This is a genomic window from Rhodococcus sp. WB9, from assembly GCF_007558985.1.
Classification (GTDB): domain Bacteria; phylum Actinomycetota; class Actinomycetes; order Mycobacteriales; family Mycobacteriaceae; genus Rhodococcus_F; species Rhodococcus_F opacus.
Genome location: NZ_CP041769.1, coordinates 6121031 through 6133892, shown reverse-complemented (window position 1 = coordinate 6133892; position 12862 = coordinate 6121031). Strand labels below are relative to the sequence as shown.

General features: G+C 68.4%; 15 protein-coding genes. 5 read left to right on the top strand and 10 right to left on the bottom strand.

Annotated elements, in window-relative coordinates; translation table 11 throughout:
- Nucleotides 1-195: 195 nt before the first annotated feature.
- Genes FND50_RS28675 through FND50_RS28665 form a run of 3 tightly spaced genes read right to left on the bottom strand, consistent with a single transcriptional unit; the run spans nucleotide 196 to nucleotide 2064 of the window.
- Complete coding sequence (locus FND50_RS28675) at nucleotides 196-993, bottom strand: class I SAM-dependent methyltransferase (RefSeq protein ID WP_144287936.1); 798 nt, start codon at nucleotides 991-993, stop codon at nucleotides 196-198.
- 21 nt (nucleotides 994-1014) lie between these two features.
- Nucleotides 1015-1515, bottom strand: coding sequence for a DUF2505 domain-containing protein (locus FND50_RS28670; protein ID WP_005560412.1), 501 nt, complete (start codon nucleotides 1513-1515; stop codon nucleotides 1015-1017).
- A 51-nt stretch (nucleotides 1516-1566) separates the two neighbouring features.
- On the bottom strand, nucleotides 1567-2064 hold the full coding sequence (locus tag FND50_RS28665) for a DUF2505 domain-containing protein (RefSeq protein ID WP_186301168.1): 498 nt from the start codon (nucleotides 2062-2064) through the stop codon (nucleotides 1567-1569).
- 25 nt (nucleotides 2065-2089) lie between these two features.
- Between FND50_RS28665 and FND50_RS28660 the strand changes: the two genes are divergently transcribed.
- Nucleotides 2090-3181, top strand: a complete 1092-nt coding sequence (locus tag FND50_RS28660) for a UDP-N-acetylmuramate dehydrogenase (protein ID WP_144287934.1) — start codon at nucleotides 2090-2092, stop codon at nucleotides 3179-3181.
- Nucleotides 3182-3213: 32 nt separating this feature from the next.
- On the top strand, nucleotides 3214-4398 hold the full coding sequence (locus FND50_RS28655) for an Ig-like domain-containing protein (RefSeq protein ID WP_054247482.1): 1185 nt from the start codon (nucleotides 3214-3216) through the stop codon (nucleotides 4396-4398).
- Nucleotides 4399-4688: 290 nt separating this feature from the next.
- Here FND50_RS28655 and FND50_RS28650 read toward each other — a convergent pair whose 3' ends face one another.
- The 3 genes from FND50_RS28650 to FND50_RS37190 all read right to left on the bottom strand — a co-directional run bounded on the left by FND50_RS28650 (nucleotide 4689) and on the right by FND50_RS37190 (nucleotide 6826).
- A complete protein-coding gene (locus tag FND50_RS28650) occupies nucleotides 4689-5435 on the bottom strand; it encodes an SDR family NAD(P)-dependent oxidoreductase (RefSeq protein ID WP_005261046.1) in 747 nt (248 codons plus the stop codon).
- A 9-nt stretch (nucleotides 5436-5444) separates the two neighbouring features.
- A complete protein-coding gene (locus FND50_RS28645; RefSeq protein WP_007300726.1) occupies nucleotides 5445-6392 on the bottom strand; it encodes a TauD/TfdA family dioxygenase in 948 nt (315 codons plus the stop codon).
- Between the two features lie 104 nt (nucleotides 6393-6496).
- Nucleotides 6497-6826 carry a hypothetical protein gene (locus FND50_RS37190; protein ID WP_260850751.1) on the bottom strand — a complete coding sequence of 110 codons (330 nt, stop codon included), beginning with the start codon at nucleotides 6824-6826 and terminating at the stop codon, nucleotides 6497-6499.
- A 173-nt stretch (nucleotides 6827-6999) separates the two neighbouring features.
- Between FND50_RS37190 and FND50_RS37185 the strand changes: the two genes are divergently transcribed.
- Together FND50_RS37185 and FND50_RS28635 are read left to right on the top strand one after the other, a co-directional pair.
- Nucleotides 7000-7176 carry a hypothetical protein gene (locus FND50_RS37185; RefSeq protein ID WP_260850750.1) on the top strand — a complete coding sequence of 59 codons (177 nt, stop codon included), beginning with the start codon at nucleotides 7000-7002 and terminating at the stop codon, nucleotides 7174-7176.
- A gap of 634 nt (nucleotides 7177-7810) precedes the next feature.
- A complete protein-coding gene (locus tag FND50_RS28635; protein ID WP_144287933.1) occupies nucleotides 7811-9085 on the top strand; it encodes an ROK family transcriptional regulator in 1275 nt (424 codons plus the stop codon).
- A gap of 92 nt (nucleotides 9086-9177) precedes the next feature.
- Here FND50_RS28635 and FND50_RS28630 read toward each other — a convergent pair whose 3' ends face one another.
- Entirely contained in the window at nucleotides 9178-9765 is a 588-nt protein-coding gene (locus tag FND50_RS28630) for a DUF742 domain-containing protein (protein WP_144287932.1), read from the bottom strand.
- 120 nt (nucleotides 9766-9885) lie between these two features.
- On the opposite strand from FND50_RS28630, the gene FND50_RS28625 reads away from it, so the two are divergent.
- Nucleotides 9886-10551: a cysteine hydrolase family protein gene (locus tag FND50_RS28625; protein WP_144287931.1), complete on the top strand. Its 666-nt coding sequence runs from the start codon at nucleotides 9886-9888 to the stop codon at nucleotides 10549-10551.
- Here FND50_RS28625 and FND50_RS28620 read toward each other — a convergent pair.
- The 3 genes from FND50_RS28620 to FND50_RS28610 form a co-directional block, all read right to left on the bottom strand.
- Nucleotides 10544-11575: a tocopherol cyclase family protein gene (locus tag FND50_RS28620; protein WP_144287930.1), complete on the bottom strand. Its 1032-nt coding sequence runs from the start codon at nucleotides 11573-11575 to the stop codon at nucleotides 10544-10546. The genes FND50_RS28625 and FND50_RS28620 overlap by 8 nt on opposite strands.
- A 3-nt stretch (nucleotides 11576-11578) precedes the next feature.
- A complete protein-coding gene (locus FND50_RS28615) occupies nucleotides 11579-11983 on the bottom strand; it encodes a PaaI family thioesterase (protein WP_005251933.1) in 405 nt (134 codons plus the stop codon).
- Between the two features lie 67 nt (nucleotides 11984-12050).
- Complete coding sequence (locus FND50_RS28610) at nucleotides 12051-12824, bottom strand: PIG-L family deacetylase (RefSeq protein ID WP_144287929.1); 774 nt, start codon at nucleotides 12822-12824, stop codon at nucleotides 12051-12053.
- Between the last annotated feature and the right edge of the window lie 38 nt (nucleotides 12825-12862).

The following is a 12862-nucleotide window of genomic DNA, read 5'->3' as shown; positions in this document are numbered from 1 at the left end:
CACGCATGTCGTGCCGAGTTCGGAGTCGGCGGAGGCACGGACGCGCTCTACCGCTGAGCTACAGGGACCTGCGTCCCTGACCGGATTCGAACCGGCGACCACGCGATCCACAGTCGAAGTAGCCCTCGCCTGCGCACCGGCACAACATGTTTCGTGAAGTGACTCTACGGGGCGCTTCGGGGGATGTCGCGTGAATTAATTCGTGCCGGAACCGGGCGCGACCACTTCCCACGGAACGGTGAGGATGTTGTCGCGGAGCCGGCGGCGCTGGGGTTGCACGGGAAGTCCCTGCGCGCGCAGCAGTTCGAGGGCGGCCCGCCACCGTACCCGCGGTCCGAACGAGCCGTGGGGCGCCGCAGTGGCCCACGCTCGGTCCGCTGCCGCGAGGAGGGCGTGGACCGGCTCACCGGGGACGTTGCGATGGATCAGCGCCTTGGGTAGCCGTTCGGCGATGTCCGACGGCTTCTCCACGGCGAACGGATCCCATGCCAGCGTCAGCGACAGCGGGCGGGTGGCGTCGAGCAGCACCCACGCGCAGCGGCGGCCCAGCTCGTCACAGGTGCCGTCGACGATCAGCCCGCCCGGGGCGAGCCCGGACTGCATCCGCGACCAGGCCGGCCCGACGGCATCCTCGGGATACTGCCGCAGCACGTTGAACGCGCGGACCAGGACGGGTCGCAGGCCGGAGAGCTCGAACCCGCCGCGGGCGAAACTCACTCCGTTCCTGCTCTCGACCACACGCTCGGGATCGATCTCGAGCCCGATCACCCGGCGGTCGCCGCGCACGGCGGTCAGCCGGTCGGCGAGCTCGAACGTGGTGTGCGGCCGGGCGCCGTACCCGAGGTCGACGACGAGCGGGTCGACGGACGCGTGCAGCGTCCGTCGCACCAGCGCGTCGTGGACGAGCCAGCGGTCGCTGCGTCGCAGCCGATTGATGCCTGTCGTACCCCGGGTGATGACACCGTGAGGCCGCTTCAGCGTCGCTGAAGTCATGGGAAATCCGTGCGGTGGTTGCTAGTGCTGCGACAACCACGTTTCGGTGATCTCGGCCTCGGCGCGGAAGAGGTCGATCAGGTTGACGAGCATCAGCTGCTCGAGCTTCCCGCCGATGAACGGCAGGTACACCTTGGCCTCGGACGAGGTGCGGAACGTGCAGCCGGTCTCGGTGGCGAACAGCTTCATGGTGCCCGTGAGGCTGCCCGGGCCCGCGGGGATCGAGGCTTCGTACGTGCCCGTGGTCGGCTCACCGAAGGGCGTGTACGACTCCTTGCGCGTGATGACCATGTCCTTCTTCATCACGGTCTGCGCGATCTCGGGGAGTTCCGACCGCGGCAGGATGTGGTGCAGGACGATGTCGATCCCGTCGTCGTTCACGTCGAAGTGCTCGATGTGGTTCTCGGAGTACTTCCGCATCTCCTCGATGCGCGCATCCCAGTAGTCACGGTTGGTGAACGCGTTGTACACCTCTTTCGGGGTGTGCTTGTAACGGGCTGAGTAGTCGATGCGGCGAGCCATGATCGCCAAGGTTACCGGCTGTGACGGAACACAAGGGACACCCGCCCCAGGTCAGGCCCCGAGCCACTGCTCCGTGAAGCCCTGCTCCTTCTCGATCAGGCGCAGGACCTCGTCCGCGATCGCGCTCTCGATCTTGCCGCCGATCAGCGGGATCCTCACGTCGGCCTTGCCTTCGACCTGCACCTTCGACCCGGAACCGGCAGCCGTCAGGGTCTGGGTCCCCGAGATCGTCGCCGGCGCACCCTGGACTTCGGCCGTGAACGTGCCCGCGGCGTGATCGCCGTCGAGCGTGCCCCACGTCTCCGTGCGCTTGATCACGAGATCGCCCGACCGGACCTTCGAGACGATGCTGGGCAGGTGCTCGGCGGGGATCGACTGCGACATGGCCACCGAGATGGTGCCCGGGCCGGTCGTGACCTCGTCCAGGGTTGCCCCCGGTCCTCCGACCCGGTCGAGACGGTCGCGCCAGTACTGCTCGGTGATCAGGCCCGCATGGACCTGGGCGACGGGAAACGTATAGGACGACGAATGCTCGATGCGGCGACTCACGATCCGCAGGCTACCGTTTGCGGTTGTGTGGGACGTGAGCATTGTCAGTCAACTCGTCGATTCGGGCGCATTCGTGTCCGAGAACCTCGAACTGTCGGGGATGACCACGCTGCGCGTGGGCGGGCCGGCGCGGATCGTGGCGGAATGTCCGACCACGCAGGTCCTCGTCGACGTGGTGCGTCTCCTCGACGCCGCGCACATCCCGACTCTGATCCTCGCCGGCGGCTCCAATCTGGTGGTCGGCGACGACGGATTCGACGGTGTGGTCGTGCGTGTGTGCAACACCACCGTCGGTCTGGAGGAGGGATTCGTCACTGCCGAGGCGGGCGCCGAGTGGGATCAGGTGGTCGCGCAGACCGTCGCCGCCGAGCTGGGCGGGCTCGAATGCCTGTCGGGGATTCCCGGATCGACCGGGGCCACCCCGGTGCAGAACGTGGGCGCGTACGGCGTCGAGGTGGGGTCGATGCTGCGGCGGGTTCACCTCCTCGATCGACGCACCGGTGAGGCGCGCTGGGTCGAACCCGACGCCCTCGGCCTCGGTTACCGCACGAGCGTCCTCAAACACTCCGATGCCGCCCTGGTGCTGGCCGTGGAACTGACCGTGCATCCCGACGGGCTCGGCGAGCCGCTGCGCTACCGCGAACTGGTCTCCGCGCTGAACGCTGCCGAGGGCGACCGGTTGCCGTCGGCGCAGGTCCGCGACGCCGTGCTGGACCTGCGGCGGGGCAAGGGTATGGTGCTCGATCCCGAGGATTACGACACCTGGAGCGCGGGCTCCTTCTTCACCAACCCCGTCGTTGCGGACGGCGAGTTGGCGGGCGTCCTCGCCGCGATCGAGACCCGCCTCGGCGACGTCCTTGTTCCCCAGTACCCGGCCGACGGCGGAACCAAGTTGTCTGCGGGGTGGCTGATCGAGCGGGCCGGCTTCTCGAAGGGGTATCCCGGCGAGAACGACGTCGCGCGGCTGTCGACCAAGCACACTCTCGCGTTGACCAATCGAGGTGCCGCGAAGAGCGAGGACCTGCTGGCATTGGCTCGCGACGTCCGGGACGGTGTCCAGGCGGCGTTCGGTGTCCGGCTCGAACCCGAACCCGTGACGGTGGGCTGCGCGATCTGAGACAGGTCCGTAGCGCAGGTAACCTGTTAGCTGTGCATGAACTGGGTTCTCGGACAAGTCGGTCGCGCGTCGCGTTGATCGCGACGGCGCTGATCGCGTTTCTCGTTTTGCTGACCGGGTGCACGGTCGGCTCCGAGTCGGGAACCGCCACCGCGCCCCCCGAACCGGCGGTCGAGGTCACCCAGAATCCGGCGTCGGGCACCGAGGACGTCAATCCGGTGGCGCCGATCTCCGCGACCGCGTCGCAGGGCACGTTCACCGACATCTCCCTCGTCAACGCCGAGGGGCGTGCCGTGCAGGGTGTGCTGTCACCCGACCGGACCACGTTCACCGTCGGGGAGGCGCTGGGTTACGGCGCCACGTACACGTGGAAGGGCACGGCGCTCGGCACGGACGGCAAGTCCGTCGCCGTCGACGGCAGCTTCACCACGGTCGAGCCCGACGAGACGATCGGCGCCACACTCAACATCGGCGACGGTCAGGAAGTCGGGATCGCCGCCCCGATCATCGTCCAGTTCCACGAGTCCGTCGAGGACAAGGCGGCGGTCGAGAAGGCGATGACCGTCACGACCAACCCGCCGACACCGGGCTCGTGGGCGTGGCTGCCCGACGACAACGGGTCGCGCGCACATTGGCGTCCGCAGAACTACTGGGCGCCCGGCACCACCGTGAGCCTCGACGCCCGGCTGTACGGACTCGACTTCGGCGACGGCGCGTACGGCGCGGAGGATTTGTCGCTGAACTTCACCGTCGGGCGTAGCCAGATCGTGATCGCGAACGCGCCGAGCCACCGCATGCAGGTGGTGCGCGGCGGCGAGACCATCATGGACATCCCCGTCAGCTACGGCGAAGGCAACGAGGCCCGCAACGTCACCCGTAGCGGTATCCACATGGTGACCGAGAAGCACGAGGACTTCCTCATGTCCAACCCGCCGTTCTACGAGAACGTGCGCGAGCGCTGGGCGGTCCGTATCTCCAACAACGGTGAGTTCATCCACGCGAACCCCGAGACCATCGGCGTCCAGGGTTCGTCGAACGTCACCAACGGCTGCATCAACCTGTCCCTCGGGGACGCGCAGCAGTACTTCGGCACCGCGATGTACGGCGATCCCGTCGAGGTGACCGGGACGTCCATCGACCTCTCGGCCGCCGACGGCGACATCTACGACTGGGCCGTCAGCTGGCCCGAATGGCAGTCCATGTCGGCGCTCGCATAGGCGAGCGAACTTTCTTCACACCCGGTGGAACCGAAACCGGGCCGCCTGCGTCTACCTGAATGAGGACGCGTCAACGGCGCCGTGTTCTCGGGTCGCACAACTGTGGGGAGTCGTCCGCTGTCGAGGGGTCGACGGACGACCCCGACAGTCCGTTTCGGGCGAAAGTCGTTGATCGGCAGGGGGCTGTGGGATGGGATGGATGTTGCTGGGGGTCGTGACGATCGTGGCGGGACTGTGGACCGTGGTCCTGGTGCTCGAACACCAGGACCGGCGGACCGCCGCGAACGCGCCTACGTCGTCCGGTGAAAACGCCCGGACGAAGCCTGATCTCGTGGCTTGACGACGATCTGGTCGATGTTGACATGGGAAGGCCTCGAGGCGACGAATCCGACGACGTCCGCGACGTCCGCGGCGACGAGCGGGGTGATGCCCGCGTAGACCTTGTCGGCGCGCTCCTGGTCGCCTTCGAAACGCACCAGGGAGAACTCGGTTTCCACTGCGCCCGGTGCGATCTCGGTGAGACGGACCGGCTTGCCGAGCAGTTCTCCGCGCAGCGTGCGGTGCAGGACGCCCTCCGCGTGCTTGGCGGTCGTGTATCCGGAACCGTTGTCGTACGCCTCGAGCGCGGCCAGCGATGTGATGGTGACGATCAGACCGTCACCCGACTCGACCAACTTCGGCAACAGCGCCTTGGTGATCCGAAGGGTGCCCAGGACATTGGTCTCCCACATCCACCGCCAGTCGTCGAGATCGGCGTCGGCGACGGTGGCCAGTCCCTTGGCGCCGCCCGCATTGTTCACGAGCACGTCGACCCTCGGCAGTACCGCGCTGAACGCGTCCACGGAATCCTGGTCCGTGACGTCGAGTTCGAGCGCGGTACCGCCGATGTCTTCGGCGATCTTCTCCAGACGATCCAGTCGCCGGGCCCCGATGACCACATGAAATCCCTGCTCGGCCAGGGTGCGGGCGGTGGCTTCTCCGATTCCGGAGCTCGCCCCGGTGACGACGGCGATGCGGGTGTCAGGTGAAAAGGTCATGCCGACATGTTAGGGCTCGTCGATGACGGAGTAGCCACTCGCGTCGCCGGCGACGCTGCGGCTGCGCTCGCCCCGGATGTCGACGGGGACGTCACCGGCCAGGGTGATGCGGTTGAGGCGCCGGTACTGATCGTCGTAGTCGGCGACGGCGTAGTGCTGAGTGGCACGGTTGTCCCAGATCGCGACATCGCCCGACTGCCAGTTCCACCGGGTCGTGAACTCGAGCGAGATCGCATGATCCTGCAGAACCCGGAAGAGTGCCTGCGACTGGGTGCTGCTCAGGCCGACCAGGCTCTTGACGAAATGACCGAGCAGCAGTGTGCGCTCGCCGGTCTCGGGGTGCACCCGCACCACCGGGTGCTCCGTCTCGAAGTAGGTGGACTGGAACTCGGCGCGGTACTCCTTCGCCTTGTCGTCCTGCGCGCGTTCCGCGCTGGTCGCCGCGTAGTCGTAGACGTTGGTGTGCGTCGCCCAAAGGTTGTCGGCGAGGACCTTCAGCGGCTCGGGCAGCGCGTTGTACGCGGCGACACCCGACGCCCAGGTGGTGGATCCGCCGTACGTGGGGAGTTGCACGGCGCGCAGGATCGACGCCTTCGGGATGCGATCGACGAACGTGACGTCGGTGTGCCAGCTGTTGGCCTTGCCGTAGTCGGAGTCGATGGGCAGCACCTTGGTGCCGCGCGACGTGACGGTCGGATGCGCCGTGGTGGGGGAGCCGAGAAGCTCCGCGAATTCGTACTGCGAGTCGTCGGTCAGATGTTCCTGGCCACGGAAGAAGATCACCTTGTGCTCGAGCAGGGCCTGGCGGATGAGCGACACGGTGGCGGGGTCGAGGTTGCCGCCGAGCCGGACGCCGTCGATCCGGGCGCCGATGTGGGCACCGAGCTTGACGACGCTCGCCGCGTTCTGGGAACCCTCGGCGTCTGTCACGTGCTCGGGCGCGAAATCGATGGACATGGTGAGCCTTTCGGATACCGGAGACGGTGTGGAGTCCCGTAACCGAACCACCGGTGGGTGTGTCGCAGGAAGGATTTGCGTCACCCTGATCGCAAGGGCGGGCGCTACGCGGCGGCGCGGACCTTCCGCGTGATCGCGACGACGCAGAGCAGGCTGAGCAGCGTGACCGCGGTGAGGTACAGGGAGATCGGTGCCGACGAACCCCAGTTCGCGTACAGCGCGGCGGCCACTGTCGGGGCGAGCCCGCCGCCGAGAACCGATCCGATCTGATAGCCGAGCGACGCACCGCTGTACCGGACCTCGGCACTGACCAGTTCGGTGAACAGCGCCGCGATCACCGCGGGGTTCCGGAGGTCGATCAGCGGGAACGGCGTGGCCGCCCAGACGGTCAGCCCCACCGAGCCCGTGACGAGGAGCACGAGCGTCTTGCTCATGCCCAGGACCTTCGTCGAATAGGACAGCAGGTACGCCATGAAGATGTAACCGACCGTGTTGATGCCGATGCACGCACCCGCGGCCAGCAGGGACGGTGACGATCGGCAGTCGTTGATCGCGGTGCGTGCCCTCGACCTTCTCGAAGTCGGGGCTCTCGGTGATGGTGAACCGGATGACGAGACCCATCAGCACCATCACCGCACTGGCCAGGAACGGGACCCGCCAGCCCCAGGACAGGAACACTTCTTCGCTGACGGAGAACGTCGCGAACGCGGCCAGCGTCCCCGCGACCGAGGAGAAGGACGGGAAGAACAACGGGCCGAACACGATTGCCGCGGCCATGCCGTAGATGAAGTAGTCGTACCACTCGACGGCGGTCCCGATGAGACTGGCGCCCGGCCACCTTCAGCGGCCGGACGGTCGCCCGGGGTGTCACGGAGTTCTGGGTGGAGGTCACGTCGATTTCCTTCGAGGGTGCGAATGGAGGTTCGGTCACGATGGCGATCTCGGCCGTCTGATCAGCGACATCTCGGAGGTGCTCACATCGATACATCTCGCTCCTATAACTGTACGTTCGGTTGGTATTTCGGCGTAGTGCGTCGTGAAACACTCTTACCGCCAAGAGTGGTGATGCCCTCCGATGTGCGCCGACAGGCGCCACGCGCAATGGCGGGAACTGGGGAAGTGGCGCGGCGCGGAGGCAACTGCCGACGCGCCCTCCGATTGGTGAAACCGACCGAAGCTGCTACTTTCGTGTCATGTCTCCAGGCCAGTCGACCGCTCCGCGGGTCACCTATGTGACTTCCGCGCTGGGCTCGCGGCTGCCCTTGGCGCGGGAACTGTGTTGTCGCTGTCTCAGCATCTGCAGCTAATTCGCGCAGTCTTCTCCTGATCGATCGTCCTCGGTCGTCCCACTCTCGGCCCGGGACGGATGCAGCGGTCGGACGAAGGTGCGCACCGCCTCCGCATGCAAGGACTGCCACGTGTCTACCCCCACTCTTTCCAGCCCCACCCGGACCGGCTCCGCATCTCGATTCCAGCGGCCCGTGTCCCGTCCCCGTCTCCACATCGTTCCCCCCGAGCTGCGGATCAGCGACGGCCCGGCCGCCGGTGTTCTGCGGGTGGCCCGGTCTCGCGGCCCGTTGTCGCGGGACGTCGCCGCGAAGGCAACCGGCCTGAGCATCGCCACCGTCAACCGTCAGGTGTCGGCGCTCCTCGACCTCGGGCTGCTGCGCGAGCGCGGCGACCTCACGCCGTCCGGCGCGATCGGTCGTCCGCGGGTTCCGTTCGAGGTCAACCACGAGCCCTACCTGACGGTGGGCATTCACATCGGCGCGGTCGTGACCAGCATCATCGCCAGTGATCTGCGCGGGAAGGTCCTCGGCGCGGTCGAGGTGCCCACCCCGCAGGGCGCGTCCGCCGACGCACTCGCCGGCATTGCACGCAGCGCGCGGGCCTTCGCCTCCCGCTGGCACCGGCGTCGCCCGCTGTGGGCGGGTGTCGCACTCGGCGGTCGGGTCGATCCGCAGACCGGTGTCGTCGACCATCCCCGGCTGGGATGGAAGTCCGCCCAGGTCGGCGCCATCATCGCGACCGGACTCGGGTTGCCCGTCTCCGTCGCGGCGCACGTCGAGGCGATGGCCGCGTCCGAACTGCTGCTGAGCCCGGACAGCGAAGACGGTGTCGCGCAAGGCGAAACGGGCCTGTACTTCTACGCCCGTGAGACGGCCGGCATCGCGATCACCATCGACGGGCGCGTTCACACGCCGTCGAGCGGTCCCGGTTCGATCGCGCACTTGCCGACCGGCTCGTCGGCGCAGTGCTCGTGCGGTTCACGCGGGTGCCTCGAGGCGACGATCAGCGATCGCGCGGTCATTTCCGCCGCCCTCGATGTGGGCATCCTCCCGGCGTCGAACCAGCGGCCGACGATGAGTGCCCTCTACAAGGCGGCGTCCTCGGGTTCCGTTTCCGCGCACGAGCTTCTGGTGGAACGTGCTCAGGTGCTCGGGAAGACGGTCGCCATGCTGCGGGACCTGTTCAACCCGGACCGGGTGATCCTCGGAGGCCAGGCGTTCACCGAGTACCCGGCCGGGATCCCGCACGTCGCGGAGGCCTTCGCGCAGGCATCGTCGCTGGAGCGCAGGGACATTCGAATCTCCGGATTCGGCAACCGGGTGCAGGAGTACGCCTCGACGGTGGTGTCGCTGAGCACTATCTACTCCGATCCGGTCGGAGCGATGCGCCGGACGTCGATCTAGCGTCACAGCGATTCGTCAGCCGCATAGGCAATTGCCTGTGCGGCTGACGAATTCGTATGCTTCTTCCCCGGGTGCTTGCTCCCCGGTGCGTCTCAGAGTTTGCGCAGCCCGTCGAGGACGCGCTCCATCAGTTTCCGGTCCGGCCCGGTGGACCCGGCGGTCTCGTTCACGGTGACCGCCCCGGCTGCCGCGAGGTCGCCGACGAGTACGCGCGCGACGCCGAGCGGGATCGACGCGAGCGACGCGATCTCGGCCACCGACCGCGGTTCGGAGCACAGCGCGAAGACGCGGCGCAGTTCGTCCGGTGCAAGCATCCCGTCCACCACGGTGTCGCCGTCCGGGCGGGCGACGATGAGCGCCTCCAGTGGCAGATCGACCCCGGACTCGGTCCGCCCGCCCGTGAGGATGAACGGCCGGACGATGGAGACGGTGTCCTCGGGCGCCACCCACTCGGTGGCCTCGGCGGCAGGACTGTCGACCGCCTGGGGAGTCTGATCGGCGGGTTCGGAAACGGGTTCCACCTGCTCGGGAGCGGCCTCGGCGCGGCCGGGCGCCACCCACTCGGCCGGCTGCGGCGGGCTCGGGTCCTGCTCTTTTCTGGCGCTGCGGCGCCGGCCGGCTGATCCGAAGCGCGCCCCTGTCGCGCCGATCGACGGCCAGTTCTCGTCGCTCACAGTCATCGGTTGGGACCCTTCTCGCACTACCCCACCCACTCCATGCTCCCAAACCCCCGTTTCGGGTGAATGCACCGGTCCCTGTGATTCCGGCTACAGGGTGCGCGCGAGCGTTAGATTTGCTGCGTGACCCACTGGCGGCAGAACTCGGATCCGTTCCTCGCTCCCGATCTCGGCCGGTCCGCGCTGCTCGTCGTCGACACACAGGTGGACTTCGTCGACGGCGGGACCGCCCCGATTCCCGGCACCTCCGCGGTGCTGCCCGCGATCGCGCGTCTCGTGGACACCTACCGGGAGGCCTCGGCGCCGATCGTGCACGTCGTCCGGTTGTACGAGGGCGAAGACGTCGACCTGTGCCGGCGCCGCGTGATCGCGGCCGGACTCGACATCGTCAGACCGGGCACCGCCGGCTCCCAGGTGGCGCCGGAGCTGGGGGTGCCACCGCTCGACCCCGAGTCGCTCCTCGGCGGCGGCCTCCAGTCCGTCTCGCCCACCGAGCACATCCTGTTCAAACCCCGGTGGAGTTCGTTCTACCGCACCGAACTCGACGGCCGCCTGCGCCAGTGGAGGGTCGACACCGTGGTGATCGCGGGATGCAACTATCCCAACTGCCCGCGCGCCACGATCTTCGACGCCAGCGAACGCGACTACAAGGTGCTCGTCGCCGCCGATGCGATCTCGGGCGTCGACGCGCGTCACCTGGAGGAGGCCGGGCGAATAGGGGTTCTCCACGCGGAGACCGACGAGATCGTCGAGGCGTTGCAGCCACCCGAGCTCGAGGTGATCAGCTGAGCGGCGGCGCCGAGGTCGCGTCCGGTGGCGCACCCCGCCTGCGCAGCTCCGCGCGCGCCCGCTCGATGCCGCCGTGCTCCAACGCGGCGAGTGGTGACTCGTCGGCCCAGACGAGCTCACCGCGACGGCGGACCGTGACACTCATCGAGCCCGCGAGGTGCTCGAGGGCGCCGGGGATGTTGCGACGCTCGGTGGGGAGCGGAACCGGCAGCACGTGCGCCGCGCTCAGCGGGGAGCCGCCCTCGATCTCGACGCTCCACGTGCGACCGCGGCCCCGCAGCGACCACCGATCGTCCGTGACATGCGCCCGGACGGGGGAGGTGACCGGGTTGCCGAGGCGGAACACCGTGCCGTCGGGCAGCGCGACGACGACGGCCGTGACCTCGGTGTGCAGCCCGCCCGCGGTGATTTCGCCGCCGGCGAACGCGACGCACGCCTGCCGGTCGGCGAAACCCTGAGCCTGGCCCCACCACCAGGAGTGGGGGAATCCGCCCTTGCCCCAATTCTTTTCGCCGTAGACCTGGGCGCCGTCGAGGTCTATCTCGGTGCCGCCCAGCACGGCCGTTCCCTCGGCGCGTCCGCCGAGCAGCCACGGGTGCCAGTACTGGTTCAGCGCGGGCACGGTCTGGAACACACTCGATCCGCCGAGCCTGCGCCGCGGCCACGGGACCTGAGCGCCGACCCGGACGTCGAGGCGGGCGTCCGGCCCGAGGTCCACCCGCACACGGTCGACGGACCCGCGGAACGCGTCGCCCGCGAAGGCGCCGAGTCCGGCAGGGTTGGCGTAGCCCTCCGGATGCGCGGCGGTCCGCAGGAACCGGGTGGGGTGGCCGGCGAGACCGAGCGTCGCCCAGTGCCCGTCCGCGGCCCGGTTGATTCCCGCCAGCGCGATGACGACCTGTCCCGTCGCGGGCTGGGTGAACCGCCAGAAATAGCCTTCCATCGCGACGTCGTGTGCGGCGAGCACGTTGCCGAACGGCAGATCCGCTCCCGTGGCGCGGTATGCCCGCAGCAGACGCGGCATCGGTCAGCTTCCCGGCTGGGGGTGCAGCACCGCCTGCGACTGCGTCACCTGCGCCACGAGCCGGTCCTCGTCGTCCCGCAGTTCGGTGACGACGGCGACCGTGGTTCGTCCGGCGTGCAGCGGCCGCGCCGTCGCGGTGACGGTGCCCTTGCGGACGCCGCGGGTGAACACCGTGCTCGAACTCGTGGTCGACGTGGATGCCCCCGCCGGAAGATTGAGAAACGCGCAGACCGCTCCGACACTGTCGGCGAGCGTCATCAGCGCCCCGCCGTGCATGCCGTTTCCCGCGGTCGTGCGGTGCTGTTCCCACTCGAGGTGCCCGACGACCTCTTCGGGCGCGGCCTTCGTGAGGCGGACCCCGGTATGTACGGCGAACGGCATGGTCGCGACGAGATCAGCGGGATCCATACCCGTGGATGCTAGGCGCGGAACCGAACCCGCGCAGGCGGTTCGCGGGGATACCCGGGCCGGTCGATCAGAGGGGCAGCGAAGACTCCGCGAGCCCGGCCGGTGCCCCGCGCCGGCGGAACCACTCCTGACCGAACGCCGCCCGCAACTGCTCCTCGGGCATCTGCAGGAACGGGCCGAAATCCCCGATCTGGGTGGCGTGCGCGTGCATCGCGGCCCGTTTGGCGTCCATGGCCGAGGTGACGTCCACGACCGTGGTGATCTCGGAGTCCGGCAGACCGAACGTGTCGAGGTCCGGTGGCTGGGCGTTCTCGGACCACTCCGGATTCGCGGCCATGAGCCGCCGGATGTGGTCGCGGCTCACGGCGGCCTCGTAGACGTGCGGCACACCGGCCAGTTCGGCGGCCCGGATGCCCACGTGATGCACCTGGACATGATCGGGATGACCGTAGCCACCGTTGGGGTCGTAGATGGTGACCACGTCGGCGGATTCCTCGACGAGGATCGCGGCCAGCCGGGCAGCGGCCTCCTCGACGTCGACGTTGCAGAACGCGGCGGGGTTCTCGTTCTCCGGCGTTCCCGCCATCCCGGAATCCGCGTAGTGCAGCAATACCACACGCTGGGCGCCGAGCAGCGACGTCGACTCCTCCAGCTCGCGGCGCCGACGTTCGGCGAGTGATTCGCCGTCGGTCAGGATCCCGTCGGGGGCCTCGCCGAGCGCCCCGTCCGTCGCGGTGACGACGACGACGCGATGACCGGCGTCGGCGGCCTGACGCATCACGCCGCCCGTGGTGAACACTTCGTCGTCGGGATGGGCGTGGAAACACACCAGGACACTCATGAGCGCAATACTTGCACGTGCTGGAAGTCGCGGCCACG

Coding starts and splice junctions, on each gene's coding strand:
- FND50_RS28675 (WP_144287936.1), bottom strand. CDS start 993: ATGACTTCAGCGACGCTGAAGCGGCCTCACGGTGTCATCACCCGGGGT.
- FND50_RS28670 (WP_005560412.1), bottom strand. CDS start 1,515: ATGGCTCGCCGCATCGACTACTCAGCCCGTTACAAGCACACCCCGAAA.
- FND50_RS28650 (WP_005261046.1), bottom strand. CDS start 5,435: ATGACCTTTTCACCTGACACCCGCATCGCCGTCGTCACCGGGGCGAGC.
- FND50_RS28645 (WP_007300726.1), bottom strand. CDS start 6,392: ATGTCCATCGATTTCGCGCCCGAGCACGTGACAGACGCCGAGGGTTCC.
- FND50_RS37190 (WP_260850751.1), bottom strand. CDS start 6,826: ATGAGCAAGACGCTCGTGCTCCTCGTCACGGGCTCGGTGGGGCTGACC.
- FND50_RS37185 (WP_260850750.1), top strand. CDS start 7,000: ATGACGAGACCCATCAGCACCATCACCGCACTGGCCAGGAACGGGACC.
- FND50_RS28630 (WP_144287932.1), bottom strand. CDS start 9,765: ATGACTGTGAGCGACGAGAACTGGCCGTCGATCGGCGCGACAGGGGCG.
- FND50_RS28620 (WP_144287930.1), bottom strand. CDS start 11,575: ATGCCGCGTCTGCTGCGGGCATACCGCGCCACGGGAGCGGATCTGCCG.
- FND50_RS28615 (WP_005251933.1), bottom strand. CDS start 11,983: ATGGATCCCGCTGATCTCGTCGCGACCATGCCGTTCGCCGTACATACC.
- FND50_RS28610 (WP_144287929.1), bottom strand. CDS start 12,824: ATGAGTGTCCTGGTGTGTTTCCACGCCCATCCCGACGACGAAGTGTTC.